Origin of the sequence: Pseudoruminococcus sp. (assembly GCF_047012705.1) — a bacterium.
In the GTDB taxonomy this organism is placed as follows: Bacteria; Bacillota; Clostridia; order Oscillospirales; family Acutalibacteraceae; genus Pseudoruminococcus.
The window spans coordinates 140,461-156,622 of sequence record NZ_JBKXNW010000002.1 but is presented as its reverse complement, the minus strand read 5'-3'; the positions used below and the strand labels follow the sequence as shown (position 1 = coordinate 156,622).

General features: G+C 39.4%; 15 protein-coding genes. 1 reads left to right on the top strand and 14 read right to left on the bottom strand.

Features of this window, described 5'->3' with window-relative positions; translation table 11 throughout:
- The first annotated feature begins 63 nt into the window (after positions 1-63).
- Positions 64-732: a hypothetical protein gene (locus ACLU24_RS02605; protein WP_412610125.1), complete on the top strand. Its 669-nt coding sequence runs from the start codon at positions 64-66 to the stop codon at positions 730-732.
- On the opposite strand, the gene ACLU24_RS02600 is transcribed toward ACLU24_RS02605, so the two are convergent.
- The 14 genes from ACLU24_RS02600 to ACLU24_RS02535 all read right to left on the bottom strand — a co-directional run bounded on the left by ACLU24_RS02600 (position 722) and on the right by ACLU24_RS02535 (position 16,162).
- A complete protein-coding gene (locus tag ACLU24_RS02600; RefSeq protein ID WP_412610124.1) occupies positions 722-916 on the bottom strand; it encodes a hypothetical protein in 195 nt (64 codons plus the stop codon). The genes ACLU24_RS02605 and ACLU24_RS02600 overlap by 11 nt on opposite strands.
- On the bottom strand, positions 916-1,299 hold the full coding sequence (locus ACLU24_RS02595; RefSeq protein ID WP_412610123.1) for a hypothetical protein: 384 nt from the start codon (positions 1,297-1,299) through the stop codon (positions 916-918). Before ACLU24_RS02595 ends, ACLU24_RS02600 begins: the two co-directional genes overlap by 1 nt.
- Positions 1,296-3,368, bottom strand: a complete 2,073-nt coding sequence (locus ACLU24_RS02590; RefSeq protein ID WP_412610122.1) for a type IA DNA topoisomerase — start codon at positions 3,366-3,368, stop codon at positions 1,296-1,298. Before ACLU24_RS02590 ends, ACLU24_RS02595 begins: the two co-directional genes overlap by 4 nt.
- Before the next feature lie 3 nt (positions 3,369-3,371).
- Complete coding sequence (locus tag ACLU24_RS02585) at positions 3,372-4,103, bottom strand: CD1107 family mobile element protein (RefSeq protein WP_412610121.1); 732 nt, start codon at positions 4,101-4,103, stop codon at positions 3,372-3,374.
- Positions 4,090-4,434: a hypothetical protein gene (locus ACLU24_RS02580; protein WP_412610120.1), complete on the bottom strand. Its 345-nt coding sequence runs from the start codon at positions 4,432-4,434 to the stop codon at positions 4,090-4,092. The genes ACLU24_RS02585 and ACLU24_RS02580 overlap by 14 nt, the downstream gene beginning before the upstream one ends.
- A gap of 10 nt (positions 4,435-4,444) precedes the next feature.
- Entirely contained in the window at positions 4,445-8,047 is a 3,603-nt protein-coding gene (locus ACLU24_RS02575) for a M23 family metallopeptidase (RefSeq protein ID WP_412610119.1), read from the bottom strand.
- Positions 8,048-8,059: 12 nt separating this feature from the next.
- Complete coding sequence (locus ACLU24_RS02570; RefSeq protein WP_412610118.1) at positions 8,060-10,531, bottom strand: VirB4-like conjugal transfer ATPase, CD1110 family; 2,472 nt, start codon at positions 10,529-10,531, stop codon at positions 8,060-8,062.
- A complete protein-coding gene (locus ACLU24_RS02565) occupies positions 10,494-10,898 on the bottom strand; it encodes a PrgI family protein (protein WP_412610117.1) in 405 nt (134 codons plus the stop codon). The genes ACLU24_RS02570 and ACLU24_RS02565 overlap by 38 nt, the downstream gene beginning before the upstream one ends.
- Positions 10,899-10,942: 44 nt before the next feature.
- On the bottom strand, positions 10,943-11,890 hold the full coding sequence (locus tag ACLU24_RS02560) for a VirB6/TrbL-like conjugal transfer protein, CD1112 family (protein WP_412610116.1): 948 nt from the start codon (positions 11,888-11,890) through the stop codon (positions 10,943-10,945).
- Between the two features lie 110 nt (positions 11,891-12,000).
- On the bottom strand, positions 12,001-12,279 hold the full coding sequence (locus ACLU24_RS02555) for a Maff2 family mobile element protein (protein ID WP_412610344.1): 279 nt from the start codon (positions 12,277-12,279) through the stop codon (positions 12,001-12,003).
- Between the two features lie 126 nt (positions 12,280-12,405).
- A complete protein-coding gene (locus ACLU24_RS02550) occupies positions 12,406-14,319 on the bottom strand; it encodes a VirD4-like conjugal transfer protein, CD1115 family (RefSeq protein WP_412610115.1) in 1,914 nt (637 codons plus the stop codon).
- A 4-nt stretch (positions 14,320-14,323) separates the two neighbouring features.
- Positions 14,324-14,791: a PcfB family protein gene (locus ACLU24_RS02545; RefSeq protein ID WP_412610114.1), complete on the bottom strand. Its 468-nt coding sequence runs from the start codon at positions 14,789-14,791 to the stop codon at positions 14,324-14,326.
- The gene (locus tag ACLU24_RS02540) at positions 14,788-15,087 is read right to left on the bottom strand and encodes a hypothetical protein (RefSeq protein WP_412610113.1); all 300 of its coding nucleotides are present in this window, start codon (positions 15,085-15,087) and stop codon (positions 14,788-14,790) included. Before ACLU24_RS02540 ends, ACLU24_RS02545 begins: the two co-directional genes overlap by 4 nt.
- Before the next feature lie 85 nt (positions 15,088-15,172).
- The gene (locus ACLU24_RS02535; protein ID WP_412610112.1) at positions 15,173-16,162 is read right to left on the bottom strand and encodes a replication initiator protein A; all 990 of its coding nucleotides are present in this window, start codon (positions 16,160-16,162) and stop codon (positions 15,173-15,175) included.

Here is a 16,162-nt window from a genome sequence, read left to right as displayed (position 1 = left end):
TGAAATTTATTTCGCATTATGATATAATTCATTTACAAAAGTTTAAAGTTTAAGGTGAAAAATATGAAATATTTTTATACAGAAAAAGAATTTTTTGACTGCAAGATATGTATAGAAAGTTTGCTTGCAGCCGTAGATATGAACAAGAAAATATATAAACATATTCCATATATAGATAACTATTTTGAAAATTGGAAATTGGCATTATACCATACATATATTTCCGAATTTAATAAAACTTGTTTTATAGGAAATCAAAAGATATTTTGGGAGTCTATTTTTATTGGTAGTTCGGAAATGCGTTTCCATTTCGATATAGATAAAGCTATAAATTTTGCGTATAATCAGCAATCGCAGGAACTACCGTTAAATATGTTTACCACTAAAAATACACAAAATTCCGATGCTTTTATAAAATATACAATTCCTTCCACACTTAACTTTGTAAATGAATATTCTGCTTGTGAAAAACCAATTATATTGGTAAGTTTGTTGCATTGTGGATTGAGATATCTTGTTATTGACGGAAACCATAGAGTATCTGCAAGAAAGAAACAAAATATACCTTCCATAAATGGAATATTACTTCCACTTGATTGTACAGAACAACTTTTTTATTCTAATTTTGAAAAAGCGATATACATATTTTTGTACGAAGGTATATTGTTAGAAGAACAAAATGATTTAAATGTTATAAGATATTCAAACTCAAAACGCTTTTTTAATATATAAATATCTTGCCGTCAATGATTTTTCCTGATTTTCCTGATGTACCAAGCACGAACCCTTTTGATTTACTATCAAGAACAATCTGTTTTTCGATATTCGTTTTTCTTCCGTAGTAACTGTCCAAAGTAACATCTTTTTGGTTAATGTCACCTTTCTGTTTTTCTGTTGAAATGATATTGTTGGGCATTATGCTCCTCCATTCTTGTTAAGCTGTTCCTCTTGATTTTGGGAGTTGCTTTTTCTGTTTTTTTCTGCTATAATTTTCGCATTGTGTAATAATTGCTCCCGACTCAAAATTCTTTGAGCCGAGAGCCTTTTTTTCTGTTCCTGACTTTTGGGAACTTCCTGTGCCTGTTCAATCTGCTTTTCCGTTTCGGTGTTAAGCTGCACTATCTGACCGAGAGCCTGTTTGATAGAGATTTCATCTGAATGATAGTTATTGATATACACCTCACACAGTATTTTTTGTATATCTGTTGGGTACTGCTTTACCGATGAAACGGATATATTCAGCAGAGCAGCTATTTCAGGCAAAAGACTTAAATAATTTTCGGGTGCTGTATTTTTCATTTTTTCTTGTAATTTTCAAATTCAAATTCAACAGAAAATGTAGAGGAATTCAGCTTTAATCGTGCATCAAACTTTTTTCCTGCCTTACTTGTAAAGCCTTTGATAATGTCTGATTTACCCTTTGTAAGCAATTTTTCAGCCTGTGCCTGACTGATTTCTTTTCCGGCAATGGTTTTCCATATAACAAAGCCGCATCCGTTCTTACCGCTTTCGCAGCTATATAATTTAGGATAAGCAAATATCTTTTTGCCGCATTTCGGACAAGCACCGATACTTGGTTTTGAAAAGCTCAGATCAGAGCTGGGAGCAGCTTCGGAATAAGTCTTGACGAGCTGACGGGTATAAGCTTCAATGCTGCTCATAAAATCATCGGCACTTTCTGTGCCTTTCTCAATGCCTTGCAGAATTGTTTCCCAATCTGCCGTCATTTTCGGAGATTTAACTTCATCAGGAACGGTTTTTATCAGATTGATACCCTTTTCGGTGGGAATAAGCTTTTTGCCGTCACGGATAATAAATTCACGCTTGACAAGCGTTTCAATTATTCCTGCTCTTGTGGCAGGAGTGCCGAGTCCCTTTTTCTCAATATCTGAACCGTCCTCATATTCGCTGTTTCCTGCTGTTTCCATAGCAGATAAAAGCGTATCTTCCGTGTACTGCTTTGGAGGTGCAGTGTAGTGTTCGCTAACTTTGGCAGGAACAGAAGCATAAAACTCAACGGTTGGATTTTTGAAAATAGTTTCTTCTTCCTCAACATCAGATTTTGAGTTCTTGAAATTTGCCTTTACAGCCTTTTCCAGTGCCTTATAACCGTTGCTGACGATTGTTTTACCGCTTGCATAAAACTCATGCTGTTCACAGCACACAATTATTTTTATGCTGTCATAAATGTGCGGTTCAGAGGTTGCAAGCAACATTCTTGTTGCGATCAGAGCGAGAATATTCCTCTCGCCTGACGGCAGAGCCGCAATATTGGCATTCAGTATTTCCGCAGTCGGTATAATTGCATGGTGATCAGATACTTTGTCATTGTTGATACAGCGTTTAATATCAGGAGATTTTACATAACCTGCAAAGCTGTCAAAGCATTTGCAGACGGTATCGACCATTGACAGAGCAGTCTGTTCCATATCCTCTGTGATATATTGGCTGTCCGTCCGGGGATAGGTGACAAGCTTCTGCTCATAGAGCGATTGGGTATAATCAAGCGTTTGCTGTGCCGTATAGCCGCAAAGCCTGTTGGCTTCTCTCTGAAGCGTTGTAAGGTCATAGAGCTTTGGAGGATTAGCTATTTTCCTGTTATGCTGTATATTGGAGATTACAGCCTGTTTGCCGTTGCATATCGCACAAAGGTCATAAGCTGATTTGTAATCATCAATTCTGACAGACGTTGCAATGAAATCACCGCAATCAAGGTCAACGGCAAAATACTTTTCCTTAATGAAATTCCGCACTTTATAATCACGGTCAACTATCATTGCAAGTGTCGGTGTCTGCACTCTGCCGACTGATAGGAAGGAATGGTATGCAACAGAAAACAGCCTTGTCGCATTCATTCCTACAAGCCAGTCGGCTTTTGCTCTTGCATATCCTGCTTCAAAGAGATCATCATATTCGCTATCGTCTTTCAGATTGGCGAATCCTGCACGGATGGCACTTCCCTCAAGGGAGGAAGTCCACAGCCTTTTGACAGGCTTTCGGCAGTGAGCATAGTTATACACATATCTGAAAATACATTCGCCCTCTCGTCCGGCATCCGTAGCACATACAATATCCGTTACATCGGAACGGAACATCAGATCTTTTAAAACATCAAACTGTGCTCTTGTAGCTGTTTCAAGATTGAACTGCCAACTGTCAGGAATGATCGGAAGGTTTTCGAGCTTCCAAGGCTTTTCACCGAAACGATTGTCATACTGTTCAGGGTTTGCGAGAGACACCAGATGACCCACGCACCAAGAAATCAGATAATTGCCACCCTGTATGTATCCGTTTTTCTTTTCATCGGCACCGAGGACAGCAGCAATAGATCTTGCTACACTCGGTTTTTCTGCAATAACAAGTATCATGATTTACTCCTTATCCTCGTTTATTTCATCATCATCGTCAAAGTCATCATCAAGCATTTGCGGTTCGGATTTTTTCTTGCCAAATCCGCCGCCCTTTTTCATCTTAAAGATTACGAAACCAATTACACCTACTACTGCAATGCCGCCAATCAGCATCAAAGATGAATTCATGCTGTCAGAATTATCAGATTCATCTTCATTATCCTCATTTTCTTCGCTATTTTCTTCTGATTCACCGTCAACAGTTTCAGATAATTGAGTATCATCACCTACTCTCACTGTTTCACCATCTTCGCTGCTGCTCATCAGAGCCTTCAGGTCGAATGTATCAACCTGATTGAGAAAATAGACATTATCGGTAGTTTTCAGTTTGTCGATGATAATGTAAAAAACATTACCGTCACGGGTAGTAGCTGCAATAAACTGATAATTACCATCGTCAGTAATGATGTTCTCATTAGCAGTCAGTACGGCATTACCGACTGTTTTATCCGAAAAATTATAATTGTTTTCTTCTGAATTATTGCTGTTTTCTGCTTTACTTGTCGAACTGCCATTGTCTGATGTTTCATCACTGTTATCCTGTACAGAAACCTCTGATGTTTGTACCGTAGTGCCGGAACTTTCTTCAGAAGTTAATGTACTTTCTTCGGGAGCAGCAAAAGCTGAAAGCGAGACAGTTGCACCAATAAAAGCGGCAAAAATAACTGCCGATATTCTCTTAATCATTTTCATCCTTGATACCTCCAAAAATATTTGTAGTGAATGAAGAAGCAGGAGAGCTTGCCGGATATGTTGGCTCTGTGTTTTGAGTGGGGGCAATAAGCTCCATGATGTCCTCCTTGGTCAGATTGTTGTCTTTTAACAGCTTAACAAGCTCAAGATCGCTGTTCAGGCTTTCGGCACTTGCACCGCTATTACGGACAACATCAAGTATTTCCTGTTCCTCAAGCTCCTTTTTTTGTCCGAGAAGTTCTTTCTTTTGCAGCATAAGCTGCTTCATTTTTTCGTCAATAGCTGCGACTTTTTTATCTATTGACAAAATTTTGTTTTTTATATCGCTCATTGATAACCTCCTATTTTACTGCTTCATCATCGCTTCGATACATAAGATAAATAGGATTAACATTTGCCCATACATCATGAAATATCAATTTATCTTCATACCGAATAGCGACTTCAACATGAAGATATGTCTTACTTGCTTTACTATCCCAGTTGTCGTAGCAGTGCTTCTTTGTAGTGACCGTTCCGATTAATTGCCCTGTTTTTACAGTATCACCCTTTTTTAGATTAGTTTTGACGTTAAAATATTTAAGTGCCGTCTTTTTTGTTGAATTATTATCGTACCAATATTTCCAATCTCCCAAAATTGACAATGAATTTTTTCCTTCATCAACCCACTCGACTGAGCCGCTCATCATGGCATAGACTTTATCACCTTTTCGACATAGAATATCAAGACCTTCATGCTTATTATCTAATCCCTCACAGTCTTTTTTGTTCCATTCTTTGATGTTATAGCCATAGCGGTTATATATCTTTCCGTTATCAATTAGTTTCTGTAAAGATCTACTGCCAACAGGAGCATCCATCGACTGATGAAATCCGTATCCGCATGGAGATTTTTCATCTTCACCCTCTGCGAGCAGATGATAAAATTTGATTCGTTCTTCACTATCATCAAGTTTACTAAGTACTTTTTCGATTGCCTTGTCAAAGCTGCACTTGCTTTGTACGGTGTAATAAAGCGAGCAATTATCATACCAGTAATTCTTTCTATAGAAACTTATCAGATAAGCGTCCTTGGTACTGCTGCTCCATCTTTCAGTATCGCCTGATGGAACAACATACCAGATTTGTTTGCCCTCTTCGGTAAAAGAAAAGCCTGTACGATCTAAATACTTAACACTGCCGTCTCTATTTTTTCCTTGTGCCCAAACGAATTTGTAATACTTAAACGGTCTTGTGTTAACATCTTCGATAAAATATCCTGTTTCTTTGCTATTATCATCAAGAAGTGCATAATTACTGCCATATGTACGGTAGTGAACAGTTCCATCGTAAATGTATTTTTTTACTTCTGAACGCTCAACTGTTTTCTTAGTATAAAACGGCTTTGTTTTGTTTCCCTTTGGATCGGTAACAAAGTAACGCTGATCCTGAATAAAATATCCGGTTTGTTTGTCGCCATAATTGGCATCCAGTATTTCGAGAGTATCGGAATCATAGTGAATATAGCCATCTTTAGAAAATGCCCATATTTCAGACGGAACAGATTTTAGCTTCATCTGACTTTGGGTAAAACCATCTTTTTCAACTGTATAGTAAGTTCCACCGTTTGCTCCTCCTCCACCGTAGACCTTATATTTCTGATACTGTTTCCACCCTGAAAAATCTTCATAATTGTGTTTGAAGCTATATTCCGTATCAAACAGATCTTGCAGCACAGCATCTATTTCGCTTTCGTTTTTCCATTCCCAATCAGGAACTTTTCCGTTTTTATCAGGCTTTTGGTAATAGTAAGCACACATAAACGAAGCAAGTTTATCTTCGTCATAATCGAAGTGTGGTTTTGCACTGTATTTTTCGCTTTTGCCGAAATAAACTTTGTCCGGCTTTGAATCATAGCTGTTTGTATCTACACCTAAATCGTTCAAAGCGTTTTTCCAGTCGTCTGTTTTTAGCCTTAAGATTTTTTCATTAAGATCATAGGCAATATGGGTGTAATGCTCACATGCCCATGAAATATATCTGTCCTGAGATGTATATGTTCCGAGAATATATGCACTGCTGCCGGATGAACCTGTAAACATCATCATTATGATGGAGAAAATAAAGATAATGCCGATAATAGGCAAAAGAAGTACTCCAAGAAGCTTCATTGCAAATTTTGCAAAGTTTCCTACAGCTTTTTTCGCCTGTTGTGCCGCCTTTTTCGCAGCTGCTTTTGCTTTTTCTGCTGCTTTTTGACCAACGGTTTTTTGATTCTTCTTGATATGTTTACGCTTATTTTTTTTGAAATCTGTTTTCTTTTCAGTTAAACGGTTTCTTTCTTTTTGCAGCTTACTTTGCCGAGCCTGAGTGTGCCTTTCATGCAGCTTATTTGACAAAGGTTTTACTGCACTATTCACAGCCGAAGTACCACGGCTGATCTTATCAGCAGCTTGAACAAAGTCATTATTCTGATCAGCAGTCAGAGTTTTTTCCCATCCTTTTCTTCCTATTCGTTTTAAGGCAAAGGAAGAGGGCACAATTACAGGAACAAGTGGAGCAGGAACAACAAAATTTTTCCATCGTTGTTTTTTTGTAAGCTTTTCAAACTTGCGTTGATTTTTATACAAAGCTTTTTCATTGGAATTGAGCTTTTTTCTGTACTTTATTTTGCTTTTCAGTACAAGCTGCTTTCCTGCACTCAGCTTTTTTTGCCGCTTATAAGCCTGTTTGCGTATAGCTTTAGCCTTTTTGTATTTTGGAGCAAACATTTTGTTGACAAATTTTCTTTGCCCCTTCAGTAGCTTTGTTTTATGGCGTTTGGCTTTGCGAATATCGGTAAGTTGTCGGGCAACATTTTTTTCTTTTGTTTTCGCAAAAACTTCTTTTCGATACAAATAGGCAGTTACTTTAATACGCTGTACCATTTTTGTCATGCTTCGTTCAGGCTTTTTAGCACCGAGTCCCTTGATCGCCTTGACCATTTTTATACGCTTTTTGCGTTCAGTGCGATATTCTTTACGGTAAGACTGTCTTGCTTTTTTTAAAGCACCCTGGTTTTTTGTTATGCTGCCAATAATTTGTTTCTTGTGAAAATGAATTCTTGACTTCTGTGCAATAACCAAGCTCAGGGATTTGCTATATTGCGGAGCATGGTATTTGACAAAACGTTTAACATTTCCGCCGTAAATGATTACTCTTTTTATCCTGTGCTTATGTAGGATAGGTCGATTTTCCTTGCGAATTGCTTTCAGTTTTGATTTTGCCGATTTGGTGCTGAGTTTCTGACTTTTATACGTCCTTTTTAGTTCCTTATACTTTACACGTCTTTTACGGTAGGTTTTAATGTATCGGGCAGCTCTCCTGCCTGTACTGACAGCAGCTAAGGCTGTCATAGCGGTTTTGCCGCCATCTGACATATCACTGCTCATACGCAGCTTGCGAGCAATAATATTAACTCCTGCCGAACCTGCTGAGAATAAGGCACTTTCAGAAGCTAACGCAGCACCTTTAACCAATTTTGCAGAGGTTTTGAGATGAAACTTTGTACCCTCTGCAAGCTGTTTTGCTACACCATAATAAGCAATTTTTCCTTTTAAAGTCTTTGGCTTATACTCTATTTTTGCTTTCTTCTGAAATGGCTTATCTCCTTCAAAAAATCTGCCGATATTATCAAGCTTATGCAAAATGCCCTTCGGCAGTTGCTGCGGAGCTTCTGCTCTGACAAGCTTGATATGTGTTCTGTATTTGCCGTTTTTACCTTGTCTGCGTTCAAACTTGATATGCGTTTCCTTACCTACAAAGCAATTTACGGCTAAATCCTTAGCAAAAAGGGCTGTTGTTTCGGCTGCTAAAGCAGCTTTAGCCGTAAGTTTGACAAGCACTTTTGAGGAACTTTGCGGTCTGAATTTTGTTCCGCTTGTCAGCTTATGCAGGATACCTCTGTCTTTATATTCAAGGCTCATTCAATCACCGCCTTATCCTTGCTGCAATTTCGCTAACTTCTCCTCTAAAAGCTGACGCTCTTCAGGTTTTGTGGTTATCAGAGAATACATGACCGTATCTTTCGGGAAGTTATCCTCAAACGGCAGAATTGTTTTACCGTAACGGATAAGCCCTTTGCCTTGACCGCTATCGGTAACATACTTGATCTGTTCATTGGATATATGCAGCTTTTCCTGCAATATATCCCTGTCACCTGCGGCTTGATTTAGCATATAAATAAAGTCTGAGTTATCAAGAATGTTTTCGATTTCGGGAGAGGTAAGTAAGTCTTTTACATTCTGCGTTATACCTGTTGGCACGCCGCCCCATTTACGGAATCGTTTCCACATCTCTACACTGTACTTTGCCGTCTGTTCGTCACGCAGCAGCAAATGAAATTCGTCAATGTAATACAGCGTTTTCTTGTTCTGCTCACGGTTCAAGGATACTCTGTTCCATACCTGATCTTGCAGAATAAGCATAGCAATTTTTTTGAGCTGCGTACCAAGCTCCTTAATGTCATAGCATACAAGACGGTTTCGTATATCAACATTTGTGCGATTATTGAATAGATTCTGAGAACCTGTTACATACATTCCAAGAGAGTTTGCTACTCTCATAGCTATCTCTCCTTGATCTTTCAATGCTTTTAACAGATCTTCAAGCATTGGCATTTTACTTCTGACTGGATTATGCGTGAAGAAATATGTGTACACTGCCCTTGTAGCAATATCTATTGCTGTTTTTTCTTCCGGTTCAAGACCAAAACGTCCGCCTACAATCAGTTCACATAATGATATAAGAAAATCAGATTTTGTTGCAATCTTATCATCATCATTATCGTGTATACTTATATCAAGAGGGTTTATAAACTGAGTACTGTTTGAAGCAATCTTGACAACCTGACCACCGAGATAATTTACAAGCGGATAGTATTCTCCTTCGGGATCTGTGATAACTATATCGGAAGTAGTTTTTAAATATCGATCAATTATCTCACGCTTAACAGAAAAGGACTTGCCTGAACCGGGAGTGCCGAAGATCAGACCATTAGGATTTTTAAGATTAGCACGATCTGCCATTATCATGTTTTTTGTCAAAACATTCAGACCGTAGTAACAACCCTGTTCCTGATAAAGCTCTTGCGTAGTAAATGGGATAAAGACTGCCAGTGCAGATGTAGGTAAGGCTCTTTCAATCGGGATAGAATTATAACCGATAGGTAGAAACGAAGCAAAAGCCTGTTCCTGCATATAATCAAGCGGAAACAGCTTGCAGGACTTTTGCTGCACCAGTCTTTTCAGCTGCTCAATTTCAAGCATCGCTCTTTTCTCTGTTTTTGAATAGTTGCGAACGGTTAGTGTAATATTAAAAAGACGTTCATTTCTGCTGTTCAGATCGGCAAGCAGTTCATTCAGTTCTTCGATATAAAGCTTGATCTGCTGTGGCAGAATATCGGGATCATAGCCTGACATACTTGCTTTTTTCTGCTCGTCTATTTTCATTTTCTCAACATCGGAAAGCTTTCCACGGACAAGCTTTAAGGCTTTGAGCTGATCAAAGGATTTTATGTGTATGCTGACGGAAACCTGACTGCCGCAATCAAGCAGCTCACAAAGCATTCGGTCTGAAAGCTCTCCGGCTAAAATATCAATGGATGTTATCATCCCATAGCCATCATTCAGCTCGAATTTGTTCTTTTTGAACTTTGCCGACATAGGGGCAATAAAGTCTTTAGTAGAGTAACCACCTTTTGCTTTTAATCCCCAGTCAAAGATAAACCGATCATCTGCGGTCGGATTCAGAGAACGGTACAGTATCTCTAAACGCTGTTTACCATCAAGGACAAAGGCTCTGACGAAGAATTCTGAAAACAGTCTTACAATTTCCTGTGCAATGGAATCAAGCTTTCTTCTTGCAGCTTTAATACTCTTTTCACTTATGGTAAATGTAAGAAATTTGCGAAGTATGTATCCGCTTTTATTGCCCTTACGGAGTTTACAGAGCATATCGGAGTATTCCTTACGAACAGCATTAAAATTATCCTGTTGGTCAGCGATGCGGATTTTTTCAAGTTCCTCATCAAGATTTTGCTTTTGATTCTCATAGTCAAACTGAAAATCAATACTGTCATCAAAATAATTCAGCAGACCGCACCAAGAAGAAAAAATACCGTTTTTTTCATCGAAATTGGCAATTTCATAGTTGGTATCAAAAAACTCAATGGTTCTTGAGAACCTGCCATCCTCAACATAGCAAATGCCGTCCTTGAGCATTTCAATGTATGGGATAATTGTCTGTGTCGCTGAGCTGTTTTTCATATTCTTCTTTTTCAGGTCACTCATGCGTTTCTGAATCTGTTTCTGCTGCTCCTTAGTTAGCAGTATTTTCTGTTTCTGTTTCTTTGGATTTTGTTCAGCCAAAATATCACCTTCTTCTCTTATTCGCTTCTGCGTTGCTCTCATCAAGCATTCTTTTCAGCCTGTCATATTCTATCTGCCGTTCCAAAATCTTAAAGCTGTTTTCAGATTGATAAGTTCGCTCCTTCGGTTTACGAAAAAACTCGATCATCAACTTTACTTCCACTTCAAGATACATACCGTTTTTCTTAAACAATCCACAAAAAATAGCGGGTCCGGCTCCGATTCCAAGGGCAAGGCAGCCTGCTTGCAGTCCAAGTAACGAATTAAAAATGTAAAATGCAGGAAATCCTATTACTGCACCTATAGCGAAGCAGATAACCTGTCGCTTTGTCAGCCCAAAAATAAATTTTTGTCTTATCAGTGATAAGTCCTTTGGGATTTTTACAAAATGCTGTTCATGCTTTGCCATTTTTCCTCCTTTCCAACTTCTGCTCCATCGGGGCAAAAGTTAAATCACTGTGCCCCGAATGCAGATTTGGAGATATTACTGCTTCGGAAAATAGTAAATATCAGAGCAATTACATAACCAAGCATAATTGCCATACTGCCGGATAAAGCAGCTGCTGTTGATGTTGGTTTTGCCATTTGAGTTATTACATTTCCCAAAAGAGTCTTAAATATCGTAAGGGCAACAACAATAAAGAATCCCTGAAAAGCCAAAGCAAGAATATTACGAAGCCAATTTTTCCCGATTTGCCCCCAGTCGTTATTCATCATAGTTGCCATAGGAATAGGAGAGATTGACAGATACATGAAAATCTCAATCATTCTGCTTGCTAAAACAATGATGATTGAACCGAGAACTAAAAATGTTACAATGGAAACAAGAAAGGCAAGAATAAGCAAAACTATCAATTCTCCTATTTCACAGTTATTGCTTAGATTAGACTTTAGCTTCGCATACATTTTTGCCGATTCGATGAACGATTCACCTTTTGGGAACAAAGCGTTAAGTCCTGTATTAACTGCACTTGTACCAAATCCAAAGATATTTGTTGCAATATAGAATACATTAGACACAAGCAAGATTCCGCAAACAGCTTTTACCGACCATCGGAAAAATATGCTTGTGTCAAAATCCCGGAAGTTATTATTTGAAACTACCATTTGTATCAATTCGTACATTATGACTACAACAAGAACAAATATTGCCACTGGCACAATGGCATTATTCGTTATTGTTTCTATACTGCTCCATATGGGAGTTGCTCCTTTTTCAGTTGAACCAGTAAATTTATCCGGAGTGGAACTCAGAAGGTTCTTCATGATACCCTGATTACTTGTATTGAAGGTGCTGTTAAGTGTATCACAAGTGTTTTGCAATGAAGCTACTACACCATCTGCAAGAGTATCTTTAAACCAATTTTTCAGTGAATCAAGTGCATCTGATACTATACTCATTGTTTCATCACCTCTTTTACCAATCCCCCTTTGTGTGCAAGGGGGATTTTATAAGCAATATTACATGTCTGTGACTTTTGCCCCAATGGGGCAGAAGTAAGTGGATTTTATTATTTCATGGCATTTTTCATCATTGTTCCGAGAACAGGTACAACTACAATTCCAAGCAGAACAAGTCCCAAGCCAGCCATAAGCTGCTTGATACCCTGTGATTTTGCGGCGGCATTATCACCGCCGTAGCCCTCAATCAGATTGACAACACCCCAAACAGCAAGACCGCCGCCGATAAGCGAAATAACGGACTGAAGAACTGTAATGGTTTTGCTGATAAAATCAGTTGTGTTTACTTTGCCTGATGCGGCAAATACTGTGGTGGCGGCGAGTGACATCATGCACATAGCGACTGCTAAAATCATGATAGCTTTCTTTGCAATCTTTGATCTTTTTGCGATTCTTTCTTTTTTCTGCTGTGCCTTGATAGGGTTAATTGACTGATTCATTTTTCATTTCTCCTTTTACATTACGAAGTCGTATTCATCGACTACGGTATTTTTTATCAGATTTGCTTTACGCTTCCGTCTTTCGGAAACATATTTTTTTACATCGAAAAAGTTGTTTTTGTCATAATCAAAAAGCTGCGGATAACGCTTGTGCTTCTCAATATCGAATTTTTGGGATAAGAACGGTCTTAAACCTCTGATTTGCAGAATACACTGTGAATTGTCCATCACTTGCAGCTCATCCTGCGTTTTCAGCTCACGTCCTGTCTTTTGATAATTGACACCTGAGCTTTCGCTCTGTCCTTTGGTGATGTTGGTATTGAATAGATCAATCGTTTCTTTACCAAGACTTTCTGACAGGTCTTTAAGCGTGGTTTTTTCCTTGCCGCCAAGAAACAGCATGGTATCACAGTTACCCTCAATGGTATCGGCATTGTCCTTATACTTCGCTTTGAGCTGCGATTTTGTCTGCAAGATGATACTGACAGAGATTTCTCGGCTTCTGATGGTGGCAATCAGCTTGTCGAACTCAGGAATTTCTCCGATATTAGCAAACTCATCAAGCAGACAACGGACATGATATTTCAGCCTTCCCGAACCGTCAGGGTTATTATCCGCTTTAGTGCAAAGCAGATTGAACATTTGCGAGTACATGATAGCGACAAGAAAGTTGAATGTACTGTCCGTATCGGAGATGATAACGAAAAGAGCCGTCAGCTCATCACCGATGGTGTCAAGCTGCATTTCGTCATATTGCGTTATCTCCAACACCTTGTCGATACTGAACGGAGCAAGTCTTGTAGAGCAGGAAATGAGAATTGACTTTGCTGTTTTTCCTGCGGCAAGCTTGTATGCTTTGTACTGCCGGATAGCAAATCTGCCCAGTGATCTTTGCTCTGCTGTCGGTTCAAGAGTACGGAATCTGCTGTAATTTGCATTTTCTTCTTCAAATTCCTCATCATCGCTCCAACTGTTATCAAGCCATTTTTCAAGATAGAAAAAAGCCCAGTCGATACTGTTCTTGAAGGTTTCATCATCTTCACGGCATTCCGAAGCATTAACGAACTCTACCAGTGTTTCCATGTTTTGTTCTTCCTTCGGGCAGGTGGTAAATATCAGGGCGATGTATGCCTGATACAACAATTTTTCTGCCTTGACCCAAAAGTCGTCCCCCTTAGCGTCTTTTGAAGTCGTATTCTTGACAAGAACCTCAACGAATTTCAGAATATCCTGCTCACGTGTTTCAGGTCTAATGTAGGCGAACGGATTGTAGTGCATGGATTTGTTAAAATCAATGGTGTTAAAAACCTTGATCTTGTACGGCTCGTAAGTAACATTTCCGTTCCTGTCACGTCTTGGTCTGCCCTTTCTAAGCATTTTTCCGCACTCCACAAGCACCGTGCCTTTCGGGTCGGTGACTACATAGCTGCTGTGCATTTGCATAAGATTTGGCTTCACGAAAAAGCGTGTCTTACCCGAACCCGAACCGCCGATCACCTCGATATTCTTGTTACGGGCATACTTTGGGGATTTTGGCTTGCCCATCGTCAGACGTTCCGTCTGTGTCAGAATGACATTGTTGTCAGGACATTTAGAATCGTAATATGGCTGTATGTCCTTTTCGCTGCCCCATTTCGCACCGCCGTATTCTTCTTTGTATCGGTAATTCTTGCGATTTTTACGCTTGTAGGTGATAAATGCCCAAAACAGCAGTGCTGCACAGATACCGACAAACAGGTCGATCAGATTGAAGCTTGGCAAAGGCGAGGATATGTTATCAGAAAATCTGTCAATGAATGGCGAGAACTTGGTATATAGGTCGCTGCCCGGAGCAGTACGATAGGACATACTGATTTTGTTTCCGACCCATCCAACAAGAATCAGAGGGAGAGAACGGAGCAGCAGCTGCTTTATTTTTTTACTGTCCATACGCTCACCTTCCTGCTATGTCCGATTTAGACAAATGCTTTTCGGCAGCTTTTTCGGAAGATTTCTGCGAGATAATCTTTGCGTTCTGCTTGATCTGTTCACGGTTGATAACCGAATTGTTTTCAAGCCGTGACTGCATACCTCCGGCATACTCGGCAAAGGCTTTGCGGAAATTCTCGGAATGTCCGGTTGTAAAAAACACATGATATGTTGGCGGTGAGGTGGAGCTGTCACGCTTGAGGGCATAGTCAATATCGTATTTTCTTGCGGTATCAAGAAAACTTCCGATATTGTTCTCCGTCACCTCAATAGATTCCAGTTTACCTGTTTTGGCAATATCGCCATATCTGACCTTTCCATGTTTCGGCGGCGAATTAAGAAATGTTCTGCACATTTCGTTCATCAAATCAGCCGTAATTCTGACAGCCTGCACCGAGAACGAGATGGTTTTTTCGGCGTCCTGTCTACTCATGTCAGCGAACCGTCAGGCTGCGGCACATGGAACAAATTCTTGCCTTCAACGATACTGGAGATCAGACCATTCAGAACTTCATTGCATTTCTGCATATCCGTAAAAGCTCCGAGTTGAATTGCACTGTCAACAGCATCGTCAAGATCGGCTCCGACTTCGCAGTTGAAATCAAACGCAAGTAGCGTATAGACTTCTTTTTCTTCCTCTCCATCGTCGGAGAAAGTACCTGTGTAAATAGACACAAGTTTAATTGCGTCATAGTTGATAAGATCGTTTTCCTGTGTAACAATGGTCATTTTGATAATTCATCCTTTCACTCTACTTTTGCCCCGATGGGGCAGAAGTTGTTGTTATCCTACTTTTGCTCCAATGGGGCAAAAGTTAGCTTTCGTTATCATTTGATGCACTATAATCGAATTGAAGCTCATTATCATAGTGCATATCTATGCTGTGAGGTGCGTTATACAAGCACGTTTTGAGATACGGACGCAGATTTTTGATTTTCTTTCTACGAGCTTCTTCGGTTATACTGTCAAGTATGTAGCGGATATGATCGCTGTCTAACTTTTCGTACTGACGAAGTGCGATAGTACGGCTGACTGACTGACCTTGGATTTTAATGAAATCGTTTTGAGGGTTATAGGCTTCAAGCATAATATCAACAATCATGTCGAGGGTATTTGGAGATACACCTTCATGCAGAAGATTGTCATAGTCAATATTCATTTTGATAAATTCTTCACATTCTGTAATTTCATCATCCGTCCATCTATCCTTTTCAGAAGTTTGTTTTGTTTCACGCTGCTGATAGATAGATGGATTAGTCTGATTCATCTCAGTCTGATTCAAACTATATATATATTGACTCCCTGTTTTGGAGAGTTTAGACTTCCCGTTTTCGGGAGTCTGGACTTCCGTTTGATTGTTTTCAGAGGATACGGAAATCTCAGACTCCCTGTTTTCGGGAGTCTGGACTTCCTCCTTGGTGTTTTCTGCGGAAGTCTGATCTCCTGACATATCTGCAAGTTCTTTTGTGAAGTTGCAAACATAGATTTTTGTAGGCTTACCCTGACCTTGCTTCTTACGGACAATCAAGCCTGTCTGCTCCAGCTCGTCAAAAATTTTGACCGCTTTGTTTTTGCCGATGTTCAGCTTTTCAATAGCTTCTTCCTGCTTAAAAAAGACATAGAGCTTGCCGTCCTCGTCATACCATTTGCTTTTTCGGGATAATCCGCAGCGATCAAGCAAAAAGCCGTAGAGCAACTTTGACTCACAGGATATTTTACTGAACTTCTCATTTGTAAAAAGTGCTTGCGGTACTCTGTAAAACTGGTACTGCTCCGCTTCGTTGCCGTAGAAAAAATCGAACAT